Below are 22,959 nucleotides of genomic sequence, written 5' to 3'. Positions count from 1 at the left end.
AACCAACCGAAACTGCGAATCCAAAAACCGCGGCAAAAATCCTGAACTCACGATCCCAACGCGAGACCCGTATTCGTGCCTCGCACGCCACCAACAAACCTAACGCCCCGGCAGACAATCAAAAAATTTCCGCCGAAAAAATCCTGATTTCTCGCCCGTTGCCCACGCTCTCCAGCGCTCAGGCCGGACCAAGAACACAAGCCTTTACCGAAATGCTAACGTTCAGACCGGCCCCGGTCACCGCAATGCGACATTCAACGCTTCCATGAGCCAGCTCCGTCAACTGATCTCGCTGCTCCATCTCGCATCGCCGGCCCTGCCGATCGGCGGCTTCAGCTACTCGCAGGGACTCGAGGCCGCCATCGACAACGGGCTCGTTCGCAACGCGGACGATGCGCAACGCTGGATCGGGGACAACCTGAGCCACGTCCAGGCGCACGCCGAAGCGCCGCTGTGGCTGCTGTTGCATCGCTGCTGGAGCGCGCAGGACTGGCAGGGCGTGCAGCACTGGAACGGGTGGTTCCACGCCACGCGCGAAACGGCCGAGCTGCGGCTGGAGACGGAGCAGATGGGATGGTCGCTGGCCAGGCTGATCGGCCAGATGTCATGGGGCGATGTGGCGCTGCGCGCGCAGCTCGAAGGCCTGTCGCCGGCATGCCTGCCAACGGCGTTCGCGGCGGCCTGCGTGGCGCTCGGCATCGACGAGCGCGACGGCTTGGCCGCCTACTGTTTCAACTGGGTGGAGAACCAGGTCGCGGCCGCGCTGAAGGCGGTGCCGCTGGGGCAGGTGGCCGGCCAGCATATCCTGCGCGCCATGCACGAGCCGGTGCTGGCCACCGTCGAGGAAGCCGTGCGGCGCGCGCAGGCGCAGCCGCCCGAGCTGTCCACCTTTTCACCGATGCTGGGCCTGCTGTCGGCCCGGCACGAAACCCAGTATTCCCGCCTGTTCCGATCCTGAGCGAGTATCGATGATGACCCGTACCAAAAAGAACCCTCCGCTGCGCGTTGGCGTTGGCGGCCCCGTCGGCTCCGGCAAGACGACCCTGCTCGAAATGCTGTGCAAGGCGATGCGCGATCGCTACGACCTGGTGGCGATCACCAACGACATCTACACCAAGGAGGACCAGCGCCTGTTGACGGTGTCGGGTGCATTGCCCGCGGAGCGCATCATGGGCGTGGAGACGGGGGGGTGCCCGCATACGGCGATCCGGGAAGACGCCTCGATCAACCTGGAGGCGGTCGACCGCATGCTGGCGAAGTTTCCGGATGCCGACGTGGTCTTCATCGAATCCGGCGGCGACAATCTGGCGGCCACCTTCAGCCCCGAACTGTCGGACCTGACGATCTACGTGATCGATGTCGCCGGCGGGGAGAAGATCCCCCGCAAGGGCGGGCCGGGCATCACCAAGTCGGACCTGCTGGTCGTCAACAAGACCGACCTTGCGCCGTATGTGGGTGCGAACCTGGACGTGATGGAAAGCGATGCCCGCAAGATGCGCGGCGCGCGCCCATTCGTGATGGGCAGCGTGAAATCCGGCAAGGGCCTGGAGGAAGTCATTCGCTTCATCGAGAAGCAGGGCATGCTGGCCCTTTAGGCATCGTGCGGACGTCTGGCGGACGTCATGCAGATGTTCGGCGCGGTCGCGACGGCAGGTCCGGGCGACCGCGCCAGGCGACGACCAACTGGGTCGCCTACGAAGCCGCGGCGCTGGCGCTCCGCTGCCTCAGTTCCTTCCCATCCTTGTCGTCCTTGCCGTTGCCCTGTGTGCGCTTCCTGGCCAGGGCACGCGCCACGGACGCGACGACGTTCTGATCGTCATCGTCCAGCCGGGACATGTATCGGCGTGCGCTGCGCAGGGCAACGCTCTCCTGCACATTGAACGGCGCACGTCCGTCCTCGACCATCAATACACCGTTTTCGTCTTCAAACTTCAGCATTTCGCACGGAGGAAGCCCGAGTGTATCGGCCAGCGTGCAGATGTTGATCAACGCGACATTGCGCAGGCCACGCTCGATGCCGCTTAGGTAGGAACGCGCCATACCGCTCTCCAGGGCCAGTTTTTCCTGGGACCAGCCGCGCTGTTTGCGCAGTGAGGTAAGTCGCTGTCCGAATTGCTTGAGTGGGTCGCCGTCCATGGGAGAGGGGGTGGAGTGAGAGTTCGACGGAAGTTAAGTGATTGACCTGCACCCGAACGACAACCTATAGTCCGTCGCACCATCGGTGCCAGTCCAGATGAAACGAAGGTAGGAACCATAGCGTTGAAACCGCAGGGGCGCTCCGACAAACGGGAAATTTGCTTCTATTTTTCCAACATGGAGACACACGACGTCATGCAGATTTTCACGCGGATCGAGGTGCCGGTTCACCCCTCCGGCAGCTCGGGCGAGACTCTCGCTCGGATCGAACCCAACGTCGCGCGCATCGGTGCGCGTTTCACCCAGGACAGCGGCGAGCCCCCGGAGGAACAACTCGATATCGGCATCCGGCATCGGCTGGTGCCGGCTTCGGCGGGACTCGGCAGCACCGGGGACTATATCCATCTGAAGGCGGGCGAGACACAGCCTTTGATAGTCGCAGGCCACGCGCAATGGTGGACATGCCTGCGGGGACTGCTCGAGATCGTCCAGGAAGGAGAGCCGCCGAGCCGCATCGGACAGGGCTATACGTTTGCCGCCCGCCGCGGCGAGCGTTTCGGGGTGACGGCCGTCGAGGAGACGGTGCTGGTGAGGATGACGCTGGTCGAGGGCGCGCCGAACGCGGCGGCCGGTGCGCGGCAAGGGCCGGCGCAGAAGGAGGGTATCGAACGCGGTGCGCCGGCAGGGGCGGCGTTTGCGAAGCTGGCCCCCGGCGACGATGCCTGGCCGGCGCGGCTACGCGCGCACGGCATGCGCTGGGCGGTCTGCTGCACGGGCGCCGCGCGGCTGCAGTGGGGCGGCCGGGCGAAGGGCCGCAGGCGCGTGGCGTGCCTGCAGCCCGGCATGGCTTTCGCGCCAGGGGCGCGGCAGGCCTACACGATCGAGCCGCTCGATCCCACCACCGGCATGCTCTGCTTCATGCAGCCGCGCAGCGCGGCTCAGCGGCGCATGTATTGCGAGGCGCCGAACAGCATCTCCCGCGCCTTGTCGTCGTGTATCGGCTTGCGTTCCTTGGCCAGCACCTCGACCCCACGTTTCACCGCGGGCCGTTCGGCGATCGTGTCGAACCAGCGCTTCAAGTTCGGGTAGTCGTCCAGATCGACGCCCTGGTTCTGCCAGCTGCGCAGCCACGGGAAGGTAGCGATGTCGGCGATGGTGTATTGATCGCCGGCAAGCCACGGCGTTTCGCCGAGCCGCTTGTCGATGACGCCGTACAGCCGCTTCGCCTCGTTGGTGTAGCGATTTACCGCGTACTCGATCTTCTCCGGCGCGTAGATGCGGAAATGATGGGCCTGCCCGAGCATGGGCCCGACGCCGCCCATCTGGAACATCAGCCATTGCAGCGCTTCGTACTTGCCGCGCACATCGTCGGGCAGGAACCGGCCGGTCTTGCCGGCCAGGTACAGCAGGATGGCGCCGGACTCGAACAGCGAGATCGGCTCGCCATCGGGGCCGTCGCTGTCGACGATGGCGGGAATCTTGTTGTTGGGGCTGATCTTCAGGAAGTCGTCGCCGAACTGGTCGCCGGCGCCGATATTGATGGGGTGGACCCTGTACTCCAGGCCGCACTCCTCGAGCATGATGTGGACCTTGTGGCCATTGGGCGTGGCCCAGCTATAGACGTCGATCATCGGGGTAGGGCTCCTGCGATTTGCGTAACGAACCGGACTGATAAGGACCGGCGAATTTAAGCACAGAAGAAAAAAACGCGCAGACGGGCTGCGCGTTTTCCCTCTCGGCGGCAAGGCCACCCGGCGGGGGCCCCGCGTCGAGCCACGGCTCAGGAGCCGCGGGTCACCGGCATGCGGACGTCGTCCGGATTCAGGCTCATGTGCTTGGCCAGTTCCAGCTTGGCGATGGCGTTGCGGTGCACCTCGTCCGGACCGTCGGCCAGACGCAGCGTGCGCTGGTGCGCCCACCAGTTGGCGAGCGGGAAGTCGTTCGACACACCGGCGGCGCCATGGATCTGGATCGCCCAGTCGATGACCTTCAGCGCCACGTTCGGCGCCACCACCTTGATCATCGCGATCTCGGCCTTGGCCACCTTGTTGCCCACGGTGTCCATCATGTACGCCGCCTTCAGCGTCAGCAGGCGCGCCATCTCGATCTCGCAGCGTGCCTCGGCGATGCGCTCCTGCGTCACGCCCTGGCGGGCGATCTGCTTGCCGAAGGCGACGCGTTCCAGGCTGCGCTTGCACATCAGCTCCAGCGCGCGCTCGGCCACACCGATGCTGCGCATGCAGTGGTGGATGCGGCCCGGGCCGAGGCGGCCCTGCGCGATCTCGAAGCCGCGCCCTTCGCCCAGCAGCATGTTGGCCGCCGGCACGCGCACGTTCTTCAGTTCGATCTCCATGTGGCCGTGCGGCGCGTCGTCGTAGCCGAACACCGGCAGGAAGCGCTTGATGGTGATGCCCGGCGTCTCGGCCGGCACCAGGATCATCGATTGCTGTTCGTGGCGGCCCGCATCGGGATTGGTCTTGCCCATCACGATATAGATCTTGCAGCGCGGATCGCCGGCGCCGGAGGACCACCACTTGGTGCCGTTGATCACGTACTCGTCGCCCTCGCGCACGATGCTGCACGAGATATTGGTGGCGTCCGACGAGGCCACGGCCGGCTCCGTCATCAGGAAGGCCGAACGGATCTCGCCGCGCAGCAGGGGCTCCAGCCACTTGTCCTTCAGCTCTTCGGAGGCGTAGCGCTCCAGCGTCTCCATGTTGCCGGTGTCGGGCGCGGCGCAGTTGAAGACTTCCGGCGACCAGGGCACCCGGCCCATGATCTCGCACAGCGGGGCGTATTCCAGATTGGACAGCCCTTCGGGCGCCCGCTTGGAGCGGGGCAGGAAGAGGTTCCACAGGCCAGCTTCGCGCGCCTTGGGCTTCAGTTCCTCGATCAGGTGGCTCGGCACCCAGGCGTTGCCGGCCTGCCGGTTGGCCTGGATCTCTTCGTAGAAGCGCTTCTCGTTCGGATAGATGTGTTCGTCAAAGAAGGCCAGCAGCCTGGCTTGCATGTCCTTGACCTTGGGCGAGTATTCGAATTGCATGGTGTCTCCTCACAACCCCGTGGATTGGCTTCGATGCCTGGCCGCGGCGGAACTTCGGGACGCGGTTCGGCTGGCGCGGGACGCGCCGACTGCAAGCACTGTAGCCGAACTCAGGTAATAAGAAAAATGAATTCTCTGGATTGGCTGGTATCAATGTCCTGCATTTTCATGCCAGAATGCCGCCATGCAGCTCGCCCGCATCGACCTCAATCTCTTCGTCGTCTTCGACGCCATCTATACCGAAGGCAGCATCACCGCGGCCGCCCGCCAGCTCAACCTGACGCAGCCCGCGGTCAGCCACGCGCTGGGCCGGCTGCGCACGCTGTTCGACGATCCGCTGTTCGAGCGGCGGGGGCAGGGCATGGCCCCGACGCCGCTGGCCCGCTCGCTGGCCGGCGAAGTGCGCACCGCGCTGCAGTCGTTCGCGCGCACCTTGCAGGATACGCCGCACTTCGAGCCCGGGGCCACGGTGCGACGCTTCACCATCGGCATGCGCGACGCGCTCGAATCGACGCTGTTGCCGCCCTTGATGTCCCGCGTCGCGGCGGTCGCGCCGCAGGTCGATATCGCAGCGGTGCGCTTCGACCGGCGCGAGATGGAGTCCGAGTTGCTGGCCGGCACGCTCGATACCGCCATCGACATCCTGCTGCCGGTATCGCCGGCCATCCACCACGCGCCGTTCATGGCCGATCCCATGGTCGTGCTGGCGCGCAAGGATCATCCGCTGATCAGAAAGGAACTGACGCTGGACCGCTATCTGGCGGCCGAGCATGTGCATGTGTCGTCGCGCCGGCGCGGCGCGGGGCTGGAAGACCAGGCCCTGCACCGCATGGGCCTGACGCGCCGGGTGCGGCTGCGCTGCCAGCATTATGCGGCGGCCTGTCGCGTCGTCAGCTGTACGGATCTGCTGGCCACACTGCCGCTGCGCTATGCGCGCATCGCCAACGAGGCCTATGGGAATCGCCTGCTGTCACTGCCGTTCAAGGTCCCGACGCTCGAATTGCATCTGTACTGGCATGCGGGCGGGGAGAACGACGGGGCGAACCGGTGGTTGCGGGAGCAGTTGGGGGAGGTGATCGGGGGACTGGGTCGCGGCGCGGCCGAGACTACTGCCTGACAAGGCGGCGGCCGTTGCGGCAGCCGCGGCCTTGTTCAGGGCGCGATGGGAACCGTCTAGGTGTTCGGCGTAGCGTCGGCAGTGGACGTTGTCGTGGTGGTCGTATTCGACGCCGGCGGGATGGTTTTGGTATGACGGGAAGCGGAGAAAGATTGTGCGCGCTCCCTGACACCGGTCCCGGAGATCTTGCCGAGGGTACCCGGGGGCATGTCGACCAGCGAAGTTTGCGACGCGATCAGCGCGGTATGCGCCTTCGTAAATTTCGACTGCTCCGCCTCGAAGTCCTGTTGCAGCTTCAGTCGTTCCTGCTGCAGAGCGCTAAGTTGCTGCCGCAGTTCCTCCGCCGTCGTACGGAGCGCCTCGCGGTCGGTATCGGCCTGCTGCCGCGCTTGTTGTTCCATCTCCAACGATCGCTGCAATGCCTGCAACTGGGACTCGAGTGCATTGGGTACGGCATCGATCGGCGGAGGAATCTCGATCGGCGGCGGGGGAATGTCGTCCGGGGGGAATGGTGCGTCCTGCTGCGGCCGCAAGCGGTCCGGGTTCCCGGCGGGGGGATTCAAGCCGCCCTGGTACGCGGCACCGAGCAGGTGCGCCTTGACTCTGGCTTCGGCCGGCCGGTTGTTCAACAACACTTTCAGCGGCAGCGGTCCCGCGTCGGCCGCCTGCTGCACGGCCATCGCGCCGGTCAGCTGTCGGATGCCGTTTGGCTGGCGCGTCAGCCGCTTCATCGTGATGTGCGTGCACGCCGCCAGACAATCTTCCTTTTTTCGTTCATGTGCTGCGCCGAGCCATGCCATGTCGCTCAGATCGGCCGGCATGCAGGCAATCCCATGGCCGCGGAAGTCCGCGCCGACACGCACCTTGATCTGCACGCCGCGGAACAGGCGGCCAAGCAGCGGAATCCGGGCCAAGGCATTGAGAAGGCTCTGGCCAAGCGTGGCCTTCTGTTCCCTGAGCTTGGCCGCGATTTCCGGTACGGGACTGGTGGTATGCAGAGACACGAAGCGAGGCTGCAGTTCTTCGCTGTCTCCCTTGCGCTTCAACGGGATCTGCATTCTGACGTTGGCTTTCACGACCGGGGCCAGATCGGTCATGGCGTGCCATTTTCCGCCGGCGGTGAATTCCTTCCACGTGGCGCTCAGATGGCACTCCAGGCTGTTTCCGTCCTTGGCGAGCGTGACATTCATGCCCAGCTGGGACGCGTCCGAGAGCCGTCTGTCGCCCCCGGTGGTACCGCGGTTCACCGTCTCCTTCAACGCCTGTTCCGCCGCCTGCCAGAAGTCTGGACTGCAGATCAACCCCGCGACTTCGTAGAACGCCATATCGCGCACTTCCACATCGGGCCGGTCCTGGAATGCGCGAGGCAGGGCGTCGGCGATGCCTGTCAGGATGACCGCGCCCTCCCGGTCAATGCCATGGCGCGCCATCTCCAACAGGTCAAGCCGCGAGCCATCGACCGAGAGTTTGATCTTCTGATCGAGCAGAAGCAGCCTTTCGGCATTGTCGAGAAAGACGGGCAGCTGCTCGGCGGTCAGTTCGGGGAAATGCAACTCCGAGTCGAACAGGGCCTTGGCGGCATAGCTCTGACTGGTCGCGATTGAACTCAGGTAAGAGACTGGCATGGTGTTTCTCTCAGGGGGATGGATCCGACGTCCATGGCCGGCATGGCATCCAGAGGCGCAATGGACGATTCGTACGTCGCGGTCGGCTCGCACTGACGCGACAAGCAACTGGAGTCAGCGCCCGTGGTCAGCGACTATTGGCGACGCTGGCGGCACAACCGACGACGGGTCGCATGCTGCTACTGAACCGGTGCCGCAATTGTCGGCGCCATACATTCGTTTCCGATTTGCGACTTATTCGTATCGAATTTGCCGCGACCTTGGCGGCGCGATTGTGTGGTGACCTGCGTCGTGAAAGTGGGATGGGTGCGGGTTGCCGGCCGGCGCGGCAATCCCGAGACGTGGTCGGTCTGTGCCCGCGTGCCGCGGGCACCTGCCGGTCTTTACAGCGCGGCGAGGACCGACGCGCAAGGCGCGGCCACCTTCAACGTCAGCAGGTCGTCCGCGCGCGTGCGGCCGAGGTTGATGGCGACGACAGGCTTGCCAAGCTGCGCGGCATGGAGACAGAAGCGGTAGCCGGAATACACCATCAGCGATGAGCCGACCACGAGCAGCATATCGGCGTGATCCAGCGCCTGGCGTACGGCATCGACCCGTTCCCTTGGGACCGACTCGCCGAAGAAGACCACGTCCGGCTTCAGCATTCCGGCGCAGTCCGTGCAGAGGGGTACGCGAAGCGTATGGAAGTCTTCGCGTTCGACATGCGCGTCGCCATCGGCGGCCGGTGCTGCCGTGCCCCCGATGAAACCGGGGTTGTCGCGCTCGAGCCGAGCCTGGATGTCGGCACGCGGATACCGTCGTCTGCATTCCAGGCATACCACCGAACCGATGCTGCCGTGCAGTTCGATCACGTCGGTACTGCCGGCGCGCTGGTGCAGCCCGTCGACGTTCTGCGTGACCAGGCCCTCGACCTGGCCTGCGCGCTGCAGCCCCGCCACCGCCAGATGCGCGGCATTGGGCTGGGCCCGCGACATCAGCGGCCAGCCGGCCATGCTGCGCGCCCAATAACGCTGGCGCGTGGCATGCGATGACACGAAGTCCTTGTACTGGATCGGCTTGTTGCCGCGCCATTGGCCATCGGCGTCGCGATAGCCGGGTATGCCGGAGTCGGTGCTGATGCCGGCGCCGGTCAGCACGAGGAGGCGGGGGTGCTGGCGCACCAGCGCTTGCAGGTGCTCCAGCGAGGCATCGAGGCGGAGGGTGTCAGGCGGGGTGGACAGGACCATGGTGGATGCCGCCGCCTTCAGGCCGATGCGGCCTGTTCGGGATGCCGGGCCTGCCACGCCCGCAGTTCGTCCCGGTAGCGCTCCATCTCTTCGTAGTAGTAGTCGAAGATGCAGGGATTGCAGCCGCCCCCGCAGCAATCCTCGTCGTCGGGGCGGTTGGGCGGCAGGGGGCGCGGGTCGTCGGGGGAAGCTGGGGGCACGGCGGGTGTGGCTCGTAACGCTGAGGCAGCCAGTATACGCCCGGGGCGCGGGGGCGTTGTCCGCGCCTCGAAGACCGCAGGCCGGCGGGAAGCCGGCCGCGCAACGCTTGCCGTGCCGCTTATTCCAGCTTGATGCCGGCCTGCTTGACCACGCCGGCCCAGCGCGTTTTCTCGGTGTTGAAGAAGCGCGCGGTCTCGGCCGGCGTCATCGTCGCCACCTCGGCGCCCTGGCCGATGAGCTGCGAGCGCACTTCCGGCGAGCGGATGACGCGGATCAGTTCCGCGTTCAGGCGGGTGACCATGGCGTCGGGCATGCTGGCCGGGGCCATCACGCCCTGCCACGTGCCCGATTCGAAGTTCGCCACGCCCTGTTCGGCGATGGTGGGAAGCTGGCCGACCAGCGGCATGCGCGTGCGCTTGGAAATCGCGATGGCCTTGAGCTTGCCCGACTGCACGTGCGGCAGCGTGGCCAGCATGCCGTTCATCAGGATCTGCGCGGTGCCGCCCACGGTGTCGGCGATGGCTTGGGCGCCGCCCTTGTAGGGCACGTACTGCCATTTCGCGCCGGTGGCTTGCTCGACGGCCACGCCAGCCAGGTGCGGCGCGCTGCCGATGGCCGTCACGGCGAAGTTCATCTGGCCGCGCTTGGACATCTCGACCAGTTCCTTCAGCGTGTTGGCCTGCACCGACGGGTGGACCACCAGCATGTGCGGCGAGTAGGCCAGCATCGAGACGCCCTTCAGGTCCTTGGCGGGATCGAACGTCAGCTTGGTATAGACCGACGGGCTGATCGCCAGCGCGCCCACGTCGCACAGCAGCACGGTGTGGTTGTCGTTGGCCTGCGCCACCAGTGCGGCGCCCACGTTGCCATTGGCGCCCGGCTTGTTGTCCACGACGACCGGCTGCCCCAGCGCCTCGCCCAGCTGCTTGCTGATCAGGCGCGCGATGATGTCGGACGAGCCGCCGGCGGGGTAGGGCACCACCAGCCGGATCGGGCGAGTCGGCCATTTTTCGGCGGCGGCGAAGGCGCGTCCAGCCACGGTGCCCGCGGCGGCGGTCACGGCCATGGAGGAAGCCAGCTTGAGGAAGTCGCGGCGTGCAGTCATGCAAGTCTCCGAGAAGGGTCTTATTTGTCAGTCGTCATACAACGATGCCGGATGATAGATCGACTGTCGCGCGGTGGTCCAGAGCCACAGAGGAAAACCGCGCGGAAATAAGGGAATAACCTAGGTCGGCGGGTTTCTCGGGACACGCCGGTCATCCTGTCATACGATGATTCGCCGCACAAAAAAAGCCGAGGGGTTTGCCCTTGGCTTTTCCGGACGGCTGTCGCGGGCGCGCCAGATCAGCGCTGGCGGGCCTTCTGCGCGTACTGCCAGCCCATCTCCGCCATGGGACGCGCACGCTTGCCGGCGTCGATGGCCTGTGCCGACGAGGCGGTGCCATCCACGGCGCGCTTCATGATGCCCTGCAGGATGCCGGCGATCCGGAACATGCTGAAGGCCAGATAGAAATTCCAGTCGCCCGTGATCGGGCGGCCGGTGCGCTGTTCGTACAGGCGCCGGTAGCTGGCCTCGTCGGGAATGCCCAACTGCGCATAGTCGAGCCCGGCGATGCCGCGGAACTGGCCGGGAGCGATGTGCCAGCTCATGCAGTGGTAGCCGAAGTCGGCCATCGGGTGGCCCAGCGTGGACAGCTCCCAGTCCAGGACGGCCAGCACGCGCGGCTCGGTGGGGTGGAACATCAGGTTGTCCAGCCGGTAGTCGCCGTGGACGATCGACGTGAGGTCCGCCGCTTCCTCCGGGATATGCCGGGGCAGCCATTCGATCAGCGAGTCCATCGCCTCGATCGTTTCCGTCTCCGACAACTTGTACTGCTTGGTCCAGCGCTCGATCTGGCGGGCGAAGTAGTTGCCCGGCTTGCCGTAATCGCCCAGGCCGATGGCCTGGTAGTCGACGCTGTGCAGGGCCGCGATCACGCGGTTCATCTCGTCGTAGATGGCGCCGCGCTCGGCCGGCGTCATGCCGGGCAGCGACTGGTCCCACAGCACGCGGCCGCTGACGAACTCCATGATGTAGAAGGCGCGGCCGATCACGCTCTCGTCCTCGCACAGCGCGTACATGCGCGCCACGGGAACGTCGGTCTTCGCCAGGGCGGCCATCACCCGGTACTCCCGTTCGATGGCATGGGCAGACGGCAGCAGTTTCGCTTTCGGTCCCGGCTTGGCGCGCATCACGTAGGTCTGGCCCGGCGTGATCAGCTTGAAGGTGGGATTGGACTGGCCGCCCTTGAACTGCTCGATGGTCAGCGGGCCGGCGAAGCCTTCGACATGCTCGCGCATCCAGGCTTCGAGCGCGGCGGTGTCGAAGCGCTGCTGCTCCGCCACCGGGCGCGTGCCCTCGAAATGTGAAACGTTGCTCATGCTGTCTCCGTCTGTTTTTTCGTTGTCTGTCTATTGGTCGCGCGGTGCCGCGGCGCCGCGCTAGCGATAGCTGGGCTTGCGCTTCTCCAGGAAGGCGCTGATGCCTTCGCCGCCATCGCGGTGGTGCAGGGCGGCCACGAAGTTGTCGCGCTCGCGGGCGAGATGCTCGGTCAGCGACGCCGTGGCGGCATGGTTGATCAGGCCCTTGATGCGGCCCATCGCATGGGAGGACTGTGCTGCCAACGATTCGGCCAGGCGCAGCGCTTCGTCCAGCGCCTGTCCCGGCGGCACCACGCGGTTGACCAGGCCGAACTGCGCGAGGCGCGCCGGGTCCACGGCCTTGCCCTCGATCATCAGTTCGGAAGCGAGGGCCCGGGGCAGGGCGCGTGCCAGTTCGTAGGAGCCGCCGCCGTCCGGCGTCAGCCCCACCTTCACATAGGCCATCACGAACTTGGCGTCGGCCGCGGCCACCACGAAGTCGCAGGCGAGCACCAGCGAGAACCCCGCGCCCGCCGCCGGTCCCTCCACCGCCGCGATGATCGGCTTGGGAAAGGCGTGCAGCGTCTCGATCCAGTGGTTCAGCGTCTCGATGCTCTGCGCCTGCACCTCGGCGGGTTTGGCGCGGTTGCCCAGCAGCCGGTTCAGGTTGCCGCCGGCGCAGAACACGCGGTCCGCGCCGGTGATGATGACGGAGCGGATGCCGTCATCGGTGGCCGCGTTGTTCAGCGCTTCCAGCGAGGCCGCGTAGATGTCCGGGTGCAGCGCGTTGCGCGCCTCCGGATTCGAGATGGTCAGTACCAGCGTCGCATCGACGCGTTCGGACAACAGCTGTGCGGTCATGGCGGCCTCGTTGGAGCGCGGTGGAACGTGAAAGGAGGAGGGAAGCTTCAGCTTTCTTCGGCCAGCAGCGACATGCCGAGGCTGGCGCGGCGCCACAGCCACGGGCTCGGGCGGTAGCGCATGTCGCCGGACAGGCGTTCCAGGTTGCGCAGTACCTCGAGGACCAGTTGCGGGCCGATGGCATCGCCCAGCGCCAGCGGTCCCTTGGGATAGCCCAGGCCCAGATTGACGGCAAGGTCGATGTCCGACGGCGTGGCGATGCGCTGCTGCGCGATATCGCTGGCGATATTGACGATGCAGGACACGATCCGTTGCGCGACAAAGCCGGCGGAATCGCGGATCACGGTGACAGGCACGCCGTCGCCGGCGAACAGGCCGTGCGCGGCGTCGCGCATTTCCGGGGTGGTGGCGGGGGTGGTCATCAGCGTGCGGCGCTTGGTGGCTTCGAACGGCAGCAGCGTATCGATGGCGACCACGCGGCTCGCGTCCAGCCCCTGCTGCACGGCGCAGGTGGTGGCATCCAGCCCCAGCGGCGTCACCACGATCAGCGCCTGGGCCGAAGGGGTATTGCCGCCTTCGGGCGTGACACCCAGCGCGGCCAGCAGCTTGAGCACCATGGCGTGGCCTCGCTCGTGGGCGGGGCTGACCCAGACGCTTGCCGGGCGCGCCGCCGGCACGGTGGCCGCGGCGGGCAACTGCTTCTGGCCATCGGCGTAGCGGTAGAAGCCGGCGCCGGCCTTGCGCCCGATCAGGCCGCCCACCGAGCGGATCGCCGTGATCGGCGACGGACGGTAGCGCGGTTCCTGGTAGAACTGGTTGTAGATGGACTCCATCACCGGGTGCGACACATCCAGGCCGGTCAGGTCCATCAGCTCGAACGGACCCATGCGGAAGCCCGCCTGTTCGCGCATGATGGCGTCGATGTCGGCGAACTCGGCCACGCCTTCCTGGGCGACCTTCAGGCCCTCGATGTTCATGCCGCGGCCGGCGTGGTTGACGATAAAGCCCGGCATGTCCTTGCAGCGCACCGGCGTATGGCCCATGCGGCGCGACAGCGCCATCAGCGCATCGCCCACCGCCGGGTCGCCCGACAGGCCGTCGATGACCTCGACCACCTTCATCAGCGGCACCGGGTTGAAGAAATGGTAGCCGGCGATGCGGCCCGGATGCTTCGATCCCACGGCGATGGCCGTGATGGACAGCGAAGACGTGTTCGACGCGATGATCGCCTCCGGCCGCACGATGGCCTCGAGCTTGGCGATCAGTTCGCGCTTGACGTCCAGCCGCTCGACGATGGCTTCGAGCACCATGTCGGCCGCCTTCAGGTCTTCCAGCGCACTGCACGGCACCACGCGGGCGAGCGCCGCCTTGGCGTCGTCCTGGCTCATCTTGCCCTTGTCGGCGAGCTTGGCGAAAGTGTCCTGCAGGTACTGGCGCGCGGCGTCGACGGCCTGCGGATTGGCATCGTAGAGGCTGACGGTCAGACCGGCCTGCGCGGCGATCTGCGCGATGCCGCGGCCCATGGCGCCGGTGCCGACGATGCCCAGGGTGTTGATGGTCTGAACCGGGGAGGACGGGGAGGTCGATGTGCTCATAGTGCTTCCAAAAAGTTGTGGTTAAATTAGCACGCTCGTACGCTTCTTGCATCAACTGCGTGACCGGCGCCGTGCAAGCTGCGTGCGCTGATCGGCCAGCAGGTGCCGGGAGAGGTGTCCCGGGACACCGGGAAGGCGCACAATCGACTGCCTCATCAAACTACACAACGGAGCGAGACAATATGCTGAAACTCTGCGGCTTTGCCGCCAGCAACTACTACAACAAGGCCAAGCTGGCCCTGCTGGAAAAGAATGTACCGTTCGAGGAAGTGCTGGCCTGGATCGGCGAGACCGACCTGGAGGCCTCGCCGCTCGGCAAGGTGCCGTATCTGTTGACCGATGAGGGCGCGCTGTGCGAGTCGCAGGTGATCGCCGAGTACATCGAGTCCAAATACCCGCAGAATCCGCTGATCCCGGCCGATCCGCTCGCCGCCGGCAAGGTGCGCGAACTCGTGACCTTTCTCGAACTGTACCTGGAGCTGACCGCGCGCGAGCTGTATGCGGAAGCGTTTTTCGGCGGCAAGGTGAGCGATGGCGTCAAGGAGCGGCAGCACAAGCTGCTGACGCGCTATATCCCGGCGTTCGCGAAGCTGGCGAAGTTCTCGCCGTATATCGGCGGGGACAGCTTCACGCTGGCGGACTGCTCGGCGGTGGTCCACCTGCCGCTGGTGTCCTCGTGCACCAAGATCATCTACGGCGCGGACATGCTGGCGGACCTGCCGGTCAAGGACTATCTGAAGCGGATGGCCGAGCGCCCGACGGTGCAGAAGGTCAACGCCGACCGCAAGGCCAATACCGAAGTGATGCTGAGCCGGCGCAAGTAAGCCGGCCCGCGGCGGGCTGGCCCGCCGCGCGCTTCAGATGCGCTTCAGGCGCTCCAGCGCGAGCGCCAGCGTGTCCTCCTTCTTCGCGAAGCAGAACCGCACCACCCCCGATTCCTTCGGCTGCGAGTAGAAGGCCGATACCGGAATCGCCGCCACGCCAATTTCCCGCGTGAGCCACATCGAGAAGTCCGCCTCGCTCATGTCCGAGATGGCCGAATAGTCGACGCACTGGAAATAGGTGCCGTCCGAGGGCAGCAGCTTGAAGCGCGTGGTGGCCAGCCCGGTGCGGAAGAAATCCCGCTTGGCCTGGTAATAGGCCGGCAGCTCGAGATAGGGAGCGGGGTCGGCCATGTAGGTGGCGAGCCCGTGCTGCACCGGCGTATTGACCGTGAACACATTGAACTGGTGGACCTTGCGGAATTCCGCGGTCAGCGCCGCGGGTGCGGCCACGTAACCCACCTTCCACCCCGTCACGTGATAGGTCTTGCCGAAGCTGGACACCACGAAACTGCGGCGCGCGAGCTCGGGATGGCGCGACACCGACTGGTGCTGCTGGCCATCGTAGACCATGTGTTCGTAGACCTCGTCCGACAGCAGCAGGATGTCGGTGCCCGTCACCAGCGCGGCCAGCTGCTGCATGTCGTCGGCGCGCCAGATCGTGCCGGTGGGGTTGTGCGGCGTGTTGATCAGGATCATGCGCGTACGGGGCGTGACCGCGGCGGCGAGCCGGTCGAACGGAATGCGGAAGTCCGGCGCCTCCAGCGTGACCGGCACGGCCTTGCCGCCGGCCAGCTCGATCGCGGGCAGGTAGCTGTCGTAGCAGGGCTCCAGCACGATGACCTCGTCGCCGGGATGCACCGCGCACAGAATGGCCGTGAGAATGCCCTGGGTGGCGCCCGCGGTCACGGTGATCTCGCTGTCCCAGTCGTAGTCGTGCCCGTACAGCGCGGCGATCTTGCCGGCGATGGCCTGGCGCAGGCGCGGCACGCCGGCCATCGGCGGATACTGGTTCAGGCCTGCCCGCATGGCTTCGGTCACGGCATCGACGATGCGCGGATCGCAGTCGAAATCCGGAAAGCCCTGGCCCAGGTTCACCGCGTTCTTCTCGGCGGCCAGCGCCGACATCACGGTGAAGATGGTGGTGCCGACCTTGGGCAGGCGGGACAGCGGGGGCGTCAGCGGGGGCAGGGTGGAGTCGGCGGACATGTCGGACGGTTGGGATTGACGGGATTCGGAAGCCGCGGGCTGTCCGCGGCAGGGCGATTCTAACGCGCCGCGGACTGCGCCTCGTAGGCGGCGAGCCAGGGCGCGAAGGCCGGCGGCGCCAGCACTTCCACGCCGCTGGAGCGGCGCAGGCGGCCGCGCAGCTTGAGCACCGCCCGGTCCTTGGAGACCAGGCAGGCGGCCTGCGCGAAATGGGCCAGCTCGATGAACTTCTGGTCGTCCGTGTCCCGGCAGCGGGGCAGGCGGATGGCGTCGAACTCGGCCGGGGAAGGCGGCTCGATGCGCGCGGTCAGGCCGTCGACGGTGTCGAGCGCGGTGTCGATATCCACGGCGAAGCGGGCGAACTGCGGATAGGCCAGCACGCGGCGCAACTCCTCCCGGCAGTCCGCGCGGATCAGCGCGGCGATGGCGCCCGACTCCAGCGCGGCGCGGATCGGCTGCACGTGCGGATCCTGGAACACCAGCAGGTCGATCCAGATATTGGAGTCCAGCACCACGCGCGGCGCATCGCCTCTCGCCGTACCGATGCGGAGCAACGGCGCGCGCGCGGCCCCCCTGGATGCGGGCGGAAAGAGGGCCGGTGGCGCGGCGGGATCGAGGGGCATTCCAGTTGGCATTCGCTACAATCGTGGCTTTGGTTTCGCGCAATTCTGCCATGCTCATCGTTTTGTCCCCCGCCAAGTCGCTCGACTACGAGACTCCGGCGCGTGTAAAGACCCATACGCTGCCGCGTTTCATCGACCGCTCGGCGGTGCTGATCGAGCGGCTGCGCAAGCTGGCGCCGCAGGATATCGGCGCGCTGATGGACATCTCGGACAAGCTCGCGGTGCTCAACGCCACCCGCTACGCGGACTGGTCGCCGGAGTTCACGGCGGCCAACAGCAAGCAGGCGGCGCTCGCTTTCAACGGCGACGTCTACGACGGCTTCGACGCGCCCAGCCTGCCCGCCGCCGACCTGACCTTCGCCCAAAAGCACGTGCGCATCCTGTCGGGACTCTATGGCGTGCTGCGCCCGCTGGACTGGATGCAACCCTACCGGTTGGAGATGGGCACCCGGCTCGATACCGAGCATGGCCGCGACCTGTACGCGTTCTGGGGCGACGACGTGACGCGCCTGCTCAACGAGGACATGGCCGCGCTGAAGGCCGAGGGGCCGGCGACACTGGTCAACCTTGCCTCGGAGGAGTACTTCAAGGTGGTGCGCCCGAAAATCCTGGCCGCGCGCGTGATCACGCCGGTGTTCGAGGACTGGAAGGGCGGCCGCTACAAGATCATTTCGTTCCACGCCAAGCGCGCCCGCGGCACGATGGCGCGCTACGCCGTGACCCACCGCATCACCGACGCCGGCAAGCTCAAGCGCTTCCGGGAAGACGGTTATGCCTACGACGCGGCCGCCTCGGACCCGACCCGCTGGGTCTTCCGCCGCCGCCTGGAAGACTGATGCCACTGGCCGCCGCGCGGCCCCCTACCCAAGCACGCCGATGACCGCCTCCGCCCTTCATATCTCCAGCCAGTTCGATTCCGGCGCCATCGAAGTCGAGGCGCTGGACCGCGCCGACGATATCCGCCTGCGCATCCGCGCCGATTCCCACGCCGACTTCCGGCAGTGGTTCCACTTCCGCCTGCAGGGCGCGGCGGGCCTGGCGTGCCGCCTGCAATTCCTCAACGCCGGCGACTGCACCTATCCCGACGGCTGGCGGGACTACCAGGCCGTGGCGTCCTACGACCGCGCGCATTGGTTCCGCGTGTCGACGACCTTCGATGGCCGCGTGATGACGGTCGATTTCACGCCGGAGCACGACAGCGTCTGGTTCGCCTACTTCGAGCCCTATCCGGACGAGCGCCACCTGTCGCTGCTGGCCACGTGCCAGCGCTCGCCGCTGGCGCGGCTGTCGCATCTGGGCAGCACGGTCGAGGGCCGGGACATGACCCTCGTGACGGTGGGCGAGGGCGGTGCTGGCAAGAAGACGATCTGGATGATCGCGCGCCAGCATCCGGGCGAGACCATGGCCGAGTGGTTCTGCGAGGGCGTGCTGCAGCGGCTGACGGGCACGGGGATGTGGGCCGGCGATCCGGTCGCGCACCGCCTGCTGGAGCGCGCGGTGTTCCATATCGTGCCGAACATGAACCCGGACGGCTCGGCGCGCGGCAATCTGCGCACCAACGCGGCCGGCGCCAACCTGAACCGGGAATGGATGGAGCCCAGCGAGCGGACCAGCCCCGAGGTCTTTCACGTCCGGCGGGCCATCGAAGCGACGGGCTGCGACATGTTCTTCGATATCCATGGCGACGAAGGGCTGCCCTACAACTTCGTCGCCGGCAGCGAGATGCTGCCCGGCTTCACCGAAGCGCAGCGCGTGGCGCAGCAGCGCTTCGTCGAAGCGTTCAAGCGCGCCACGCCGGACTTCCAGGACGTGCATGGCTATGCCGCGAGCAAGTACAACGCGGATGCGCTCAAGCTCGCCTCCAAGTACATCGGTAACGCCTTTGGCTGCCTGTCGCTGACGCTGGAGATGCCGTTCAAGGACAATGCCGACCTGCCGCAGCCCGCGGTCGGCTGGAACGGCCAGCGCAGCGCGCTGCTGGGCGCGGCCATGCTGCAAGCCATCCTCGCCCAGCTCGACTGAGGCGGGCGCGGGCACGCCGGTCGCGGCGCGGCCGGCCTAGCGGGTCTTCTTCTTGGTGGAGGTGCTGGCCTTGCCGCTGCCGGACTTGGTCGACTTGGCGCCCGATTTCGATGCCGTCGACTTCGTGCTCTTGGCCGACGACTTGCTCGTCGCCTTCGCGCCCTTGCGGCTCTTGCCGGTGGCACGCTGCTGGGGCAGCGGCACGGCCGGCGCGGCGGCGGGTTCGGCGATCACCGCGCCGCTGGCGTCCAGCAGCTCGTAGGCGAGCATCATGCCGTCGTCATAGCCGCAGCGCACCTTCACCGCTTCCCAGTTGCCCTCGCCCTTGCGCTTGTGCGCGGCGGCGGGGAACGTCACCACCGAATTGACCGGCACGGCCTGCTTGACCTGCGAGAAGCGGCCATCCCAACGCTCGACCGTGGCCTGGCCGGCGCCAAGCGCGCCGGTGGGAATGCGCAGCGCGTCGTAGGTGGCCGAGCGCGGCACCACCCAGCTCGCATGCGCGGCGCAGTCGGCGATGTCGGCGGTCGTGTTCTCGCTGCGCATCAGCTGCTCGCGCATGCGGGCGCGATATTCGGACAGGCTCACCTTGCCGCGCGGAGGCAGGGTGACGGTATTGGTGGGCGGGGTTTGGGAAACCGCGGGAAGGGCGGGAGCCGGCGTGGTGGTGGCGGGCTGCGCGGGAGTCGGTGTCGGGACCGCGGCGGGCGTGGCGGACGGTGCGGCGGCGCCGCTGTCGTCGGCCGGAAGATTCGCGCAGGCCGACAGGGCGATCGCTCCTGCGACGGCGGAGGCCAGTGCGCAGAACCGGCTGCCGATCAGGTCTGAAATTCGTCGGATCACGGGATCGTCGTGCCTCGAGGGCAGGATGGGTGGCAAAAGATTGCCATGATAGAGGAAAGCCGGCGCGCAAAGTTCCTGGAGGCGGGCGCCTCAGGGTCTGCACGGATGTCGCGCGGCGATGAATCGACGCGGTGTGAGGGATACGGGGCCCGGTCCGGAAAGGTCCGGCCCGTGGCACGCGGCGCGGTGGGCGGGGCCACCACGCCGCGGTCGAGCAGACGACGCGCGCGGGCGCGCGCGACCTAGCGCACCGACCGCACGAAGCGATCGAGATCGTCCAGCAGGGCGTTCAGGTTCGCCTTCAGGCGAGAGAAGCCGGCGTTGTGGGCCAGGCCTGCCTCGTCCATGTACAGCTTGCGGTTGATCTCCAGCTGCAGGCTGTGGCGGCCGGCCTGCGGCTGGCCGACCACGCGCACGATCTCCACGCCCTTGTACGGATGATTGCGCCACACGTCGTAGCCCATCTCCTTGAGCACGCCTTCGACCCGGTCGGTGAAGCGCGTGTCGCAGGTCGTGCCGTCGCGGTCGCCGACCACGAAGTCGGGATGCTGCAGGCCGGGATGCTCGGTCGCGTACTGCGCGGCCTCGCTCGGCATCGAATGGCAGTTGATGTGCCATGCGCTGCCATGCGCCGCCTGGGCGCGCTCGGCCAGCTTCTGCAGCTGGGCGTAGTAGGGCAGGTAGCAGCGCTCGATGCGGGCCTGCACTTCGGCCACGCTCAGCTTGCGGTCGTAGATCGGCTCGCCGGTATCGAGCACGCGCCAGACCAACCCCTTGCCCAGGCGCGTCTTGGACGTTTCCTGCTGCGGACCCGGCCACGGCGCGTCGAGCAACGCCTGGTCGATCTCCTCGATGCCGCGGTTGGCATCGAGATAGCTGCGCGGGAAATTCGCGCACAACAGCGCGATGCCCTTTGCAGGCGCGTCGGCATACAGCTCGTCGACGAAGGTGTCTTCGGCCTGCCGCAGCAGGTTCAGCGGCAGCCCCGCGGCCGGCCGGAAGTCGGCCGGGTAGCGGGTGGCGCTATGGGGAGAGTCGAGAAAGAGCGGGCTGCCCGCCCCTTCCGGCAGGTGCAGGAAGTAGGGGCTTTCCGCGGTCTTTCGGTCTGCTTCGGTCATGGTACGGCGTTGGTTAGTCCAGGGAGATCTTGGCGGCGGCGGCGATGCGCTTGTTCTTCGCCACTTCGGCCTTGATCTGGTTGGCGAACTGCGCCGGCGTATTGCCGACCGGCGTGGCGCCCAGCTTTTCGAAACGCGCCTTGACGTCCGGCTGCGCAAGCACCTTGACGGTGGCGTCGTGCAGCTTGGTCTGGATGTCGGCGGGCAGGTTGGCCGGCGCGATCAGGCCGAACCACGAGGCATCGTTGACTTCGCCCAGGCCCAGCTCGGCGAAGGTCGGCACGTTCGGCAGCGCGGCCACGCGCTTGGGCGCCGCAACGGCCAGCGCCCGCAGCTTGCCGCCTTCGATGAACGGCAGCGACGACGGCAGGTTGTCGAACAGGATCTGGACCTGGTTGGCGAGCGTGTCGTTCAGCGCCGGGCCCACGCCCTTGTACGGGACGTGCAGCAGTTCGGTCTTGCTGCTCATCTTGAACAGCTCGCCCATCATGTGCGACACGCTGCCGTTGCCCGCCGAGCCATAGGCCAGCTTGTTCGGCTGCGATTGCGCCAGTGCGATGAAGGCCTTCATGTCGTTGGCCTTGACCGACGGATTGACGCTCATCACGTTGGGCACCGAAGCCAGGTTCGTGATGGTGGTGAAGTCCTTGGTGGCGTCGTACTGCAGGCGCGGATACACGGCCGGGTTGATGCCGTGCGTCGAGGCGGTGGCCACGCCGATGGTGTAGCCGTCCGGGGCGGCCTTGGCCAGGAAGCCGGTGCCGATGCTGCCGCCGGCGCCGCCACGGTTATCCACCACCACGGCCTGGCCCAGCTGCTGGCCGAGCTTGTCCGCCACGATGCGCGCCACGATGTCGGTGGTGCCGCCGGCGGGGAAGGGCACGACGAGCGTGATCGGCTTGGTCGGGTACGCGCCTTGCGCGGCGGCCTGGAACGACAGGCCCGCGGCCAGGGTGGCGGTACCGGCGGCGATTAGGCGAAGCATGTTGCGGCGTTGCATGGTGGTTCCTGAGTATTGGATACGGCTGGGGACAATGGAACTGGCCTGGCGGCCAGGGCCGGAAAAAGGACCGGCAAAAAGGGGGAAAGAGCGGCAACGGAGAAATAACAGCGCTTCCGCGATTCTGCTCAATCGTGCAGCCGGATAGCAAACGAAATAAAATCCCGGGGTCATTCCAATTGGTCGTGAACCCGGAGTCATCTATGCGACGCCTATGTCCGTCGCTGACGGAACTGCAGGCCTTCGAGGCCGCCGCCCGTCATAACAGTTTTACGCTGGCCGCCCGCGAGCTTCACGTGACCCAGGGCGCCGTCAGCAAACAGGTGCGCAGCCTGGAGGCATTCCTTGGCGTGGACCTGTTCGAACGCGTGCGCCAGCGCCTGATGCTGACCGACGCGGGCCTGCGCTACCTGGAGCGCATCCGTCCCAGCCTGAACGAGATCGAGGCCGCGACGGTCGAGCTGATCTCCACCCAGGGCCGGGGCGGCACCTTGCATATCGCCAGCCTGCCCACGCTCGGGGCCAAATGGCTGATTCCGCGGCTGCCCCAGTTCTTCCAGCGGCATCCGGAAGTCACGCTGGAATTCGTGCCCCACGCGCAGAGCTACGACTTCTCGGAACCGGACCTCGATGCCGCCATCCGCTTCGGCGACGGCGTCTGGCCCGGCAGTCTCGCGGACTACATGACGGGCCGCGAAGTGCTGCCGGTGTGCCGGCCCGGGCTGCTGGGCGCGGAACCGGGCGGCATGGCGAAGGACCCCGCCGACCTGCTGCGCTATCCGCTGCTGCATCACACCACCGTGCCCGAGGCCTGGTCCGACTGGCTCGGCCAGCTCGGCGTGTCCACGCGCGAGGCGTGGAGCGGCGCCCGCTTCGACCAGTTCTCGCTGCTGACGCAGGCGGCGGTCTCGGGCCTGGGCATCGCCCTGATTCCGCGCTGCCTGATCGAGGAGGAGTTGACCACTGGCGCGCTGGTCGTCGCCCACCCCGCCCGTGTGCTCAGCCGCAAGGGCTACTACCTGTGCTACCCGGAGCAAAAGCAGCACCTGCCAGCGCTGCAGACATTCCGGGCCTGGGTCATGGAGGGTGTGGACGTAGTGGTGTGAGGCCCGCGGCAGG

The 22,959-nt window shown here is 66.8% G+C and carries 22 protein-coding genes; 7 read left to right on the top strand and 15 right to left on the bottom strand.

Features of this window, described 5'->3' with window-relative positions; all coding sequences use genetic code 11:
• Positions 1-265: 265 nt before the first annotated feature.
• Together LDO27_RS11205 and ureG are read left to right on the top strand one after the other, a co-directional pair.
• Positions 266-958, top strand: a complete 693-nt coding sequence (locus LDO27_RS11205; protein WP_224041821.1) for an urease accessory protein UreF — start codon at positions 266-268, stop codon at positions 956-958.
• 13 nt (positions 959-971) lie between these two features.
• Complete coding sequence (gene ureG / locus LDO27_RS11200) at positions 972-1,595, top strand: urease accessory protein UreG (protein ID WP_224041820.1); 624 nt, start codon at positions 972-974, stop codon at positions 1,593-1,595.
• A 97-nt stretch (positions 1,596-1,692) separates the two neighbouring features.
• On the opposite strand, the gene LDO27_RS11195 is transcribed toward ureG, so the two are convergent.
• The 3 genes from LDO27_RS11195 to LDO27_RS11185 form a co-directional block, all read right to left on the bottom strand.
• Positions 1,693-2,136: a helix-turn-helix domain-containing protein gene (locus tag LDO27_RS11195; RefSeq protein WP_222201446.1), complete on the bottom strand. Its 444-nt coding sequence runs from the start codon at positions 2,134-2,136 to the stop codon at positions 1,693-1,695.
• A 938-nt stretch (positions 2,137-3,074) separates the two neighbouring features.
• Positions 3,075-3,767: a glutathione binding-like protein gene (locus LDO27_RS11190; protein WP_222201445.1), complete on the bottom strand. Its 693-nt coding sequence runs from the start codon at positions 3,765-3,767 to the stop codon at positions 3,075-3,077.
• 149 nt (positions 3,768-3,916) lie between these two features.
• Positions 3,917-5,179, bottom strand: a complete 1,263-nt coding sequence (locus tag LDO27_RS11185) for an acyl-CoA dehydrogenase family protein (RefSeq protein ID WP_224041817.1) — start codon at positions 5,177-5,179, stop codon at positions 3,917-3,919.
• 184 nt (positions 5,180-5,363) lie between these two features.
• Here LDO27_RS11185 and LDO27_RS11180 point away from each other — a divergent pair, with 184 nt between their 5' ends.
• Positions 5,364-6,296, top strand: a complete 933-nt coding sequence (locus tag LDO27_RS11180; RefSeq protein ID WP_224041815.1) for a LysR family transcriptional regulator — start codon at positions 5,364-5,366, stop codon at positions 6,294-6,296.
• Between the two features lie 56 nt (positions 6,297-6,352).
• Here the strand turns inward: LDO27_RS11180 and LDO27_RS11175 are convergent, their stop codons facing one another.
• From LDO27_RS11175 to LDO27_RS11145, 7 genes are all read right to left on the bottom strand, one after another.
• Positions 6,353-7,921 carry an OmpH family outer membrane protein gene (locus LDO27_RS11175; RefSeq protein WP_224041814.1) on the bottom strand — a complete coding sequence of 523 codons (1,569 nt, stop codon included), beginning with the start codon at positions 7,919-7,921 and terminating at the stop codon, positions 6,353-6,355.
• Positions 7,922-8,304: 383 nt separating this feature from the next.
• Entirely contained in the window at positions 8,305-9,147 is an 843-nt protein-coding gene (locus LDO27_RS11170) for an NAD-dependent protein deacetylase (protein WP_224041812.1), read from the bottom strand.
• 17 nt (positions 9,148-9,164) lie between these two features.
• On the bottom strand, positions 9,165-9,347 hold the full coding sequence (locus LDO27_RS11165) for an oxidoreductase-like domain-containing protein (protein ID WP_224041810.1): 183 nt from the start codon (positions 9,345-9,347) through the stop codon (positions 9,165-9,167).
• Positions 9,348-9,466: 119 nt separating this feature from the next.
• On the bottom strand, positions 9,467-10,453 hold the full coding sequence (locus LDO27_RS11160; RefSeq protein ID WP_222201441.1) for a Bug family tripartite tricarboxylate transporter substrate binding protein: 987 nt from the start codon (positions 10,451-10,453) through the stop codon (positions 9,467-9,469).
• Between the two features lie 239 nt (positions 10,454-10,692).
• On the bottom strand, positions 10,693-11,769 hold the full coding sequence (locus LDO27_RS11155) for a phosphotransferase (RefSeq protein ID WP_222201440.1): 1,077 nt from the start codon (positions 11,767-11,769) through the stop codon (positions 10,693-10,695).
• A 60-nt stretch (positions 11,770-11,829) separates the two neighbouring features.
• Positions 11,830-12,609 (bottom strand): oxepin-CoA hydrolase, alternative type, encoded by a 780-nt coding sequence (locus tag LDO27_RS11150; protein WP_224041809.1) that lies wholly within the window; start codon positions 12,607-12,609, stop codon positions 11,830-11,832.
• A gap of 47 nt (positions 12,610-12,656) precedes the next feature.
• Complete coding sequence (locus tag LDO27_RS11145) at positions 12,657-14,204, bottom strand: 3-hydroxyacyl-CoA dehydrogenase (protein ID WP_224041807.1); 1,548 nt, start codon at positions 14,202-14,204, stop codon at positions 12,657-12,659.
• Between the two features lie 182 nt (positions 14,205-14,386).
• Between LDO27_RS11145 and LDO27_RS11140 the strand changes: the two genes are divergently transcribed.
• Positions 14,387-15,028, top strand: a complete 642-nt coding sequence (locus LDO27_RS11140) for a glutathione S-transferase (RefSeq protein ID WP_224041805.1) — start codon at positions 14,387-14,389, stop codon at positions 15,026-15,028.
• A gap of 33 nt (positions 15,029-15,061) precedes the next feature.
• On the opposite strand, the gene LDO27_RS11135 is transcribed toward LDO27_RS11140, so the two are convergent.
• Both LDO27_RS11135 and LDO27_RS11130 read right to left on the bottom strand, forming a co-directional pair.
• Entirely contained in the window at positions 15,062-16,234 is a 1,173-nt protein-coding gene (locus LDO27_RS11135; RefSeq protein WP_224041803.1) for a pyridoxal phosphate-dependent aminotransferase, read from the bottom strand.
• Between the two features lie 59 nt (positions 16,235-16,293).
• A complete protein-coding gene (locus LDO27_RS11130) occupies positions 16,294-16,857 on the bottom strand; it encodes a putative toxin-antitoxin system toxin component, PIN family (protein WP_224041801.1) in 564 nt (187 codons plus the stop codon).
• Positions 16,858-16,907: 50 nt separating this feature from the next.
• Between LDO27_RS11130 and yaaA the strand changes: the two genes are divergently transcribed.
• Positions 16,908-17,693 (top strand): peroxide stress protein YaaA, encoded by a 786-nt coding sequence (yaaA, locus tag LDO27_RS11125; protein WP_224041799.1) that lies wholly within the window; start codon positions 16,908-16,910, stop codon positions 17,691-17,693.
• A gap of 40 nt (positions 17,694-17,733) precedes the next feature.
• Positions 17,734-18,879, top strand: a complete 1,146-nt coding sequence (locus LDO27_RS11120; protein WP_224041797.1) for a M14 family metallopeptidase — start codon at positions 17,734-17,736, stop codon at positions 18,877-18,879.
• 36 nt (positions 18,880-18,915) lie between these two features.
• On the opposite strand, the gene LDO27_RS11115 is transcribed toward LDO27_RS11120, so the two are convergent.
• From LDO27_RS11115 to LDO27_RS11105, 3 genes are all read right to left on the bottom strand, one after another.
• On the bottom strand, positions 18,916-19,722 hold the full coding sequence (locus LDO27_RS11115; RefSeq protein WP_224041795.1) for a BspC domain-containing protein: 807 nt from the start codon (positions 19,720-19,722) through the stop codon (positions 18,916-18,918).
• A gap of 242 nt (positions 19,723-19,964) precedes the next feature.
• Positions 19,965-20,840 (bottom strand): N-formylglutamate amidohydrolase, encoded by an 876-nt coding sequence (locus LDO27_RS11110; protein ID WP_224041793.1) that lies wholly within the window; start codon positions 20,838-20,840, stop codon positions 19,965-19,967.
• Positions 20,841-20,853: 13 nt separating this feature from the next.
• A complete protein-coding gene (locus tag LDO27_RS11105) occupies positions 20,854-21,840 on the bottom strand; it encodes a tripartite tricarboxylate transporter substrate binding protein BugE (protein WP_222201431.1) in 987 nt (328 codons plus the stop codon).
• Positions 21,841-22,043: 203 nt separating this feature from the next.
• Here LDO27_RS11105 and gcvA point away from each other — a divergent pair, with 203 nt between their 5' ends.
• Positions 22,044-22,946 (top strand): transcriptional regulator GcvA, encoded by a 903-nt coding sequence (gene gcvA, locus LDO27_RS11100; RefSeq protein ID WP_224041791.1) that lies wholly within the window; start codon positions 22,044-22,046, stop codon positions 22,944-22,946.
• Positions 22,947-22,959 lie beyond the last annotated feature (13 nt).

The organism is Cupriavidus respiraculi, from assembly GCF_914271545.1.
Lineage (GTDB): Bacteria > Pseudomonadota > Gammaproteobacteria > Burkholderiales > Burkholderiaceae > Cupriavidus > Cupriavidus respiraculi.
Note: the sequence above shows the minus strand (reverse complement) of the source record. Positions and strands in the feature narration are given on the sequence as shown.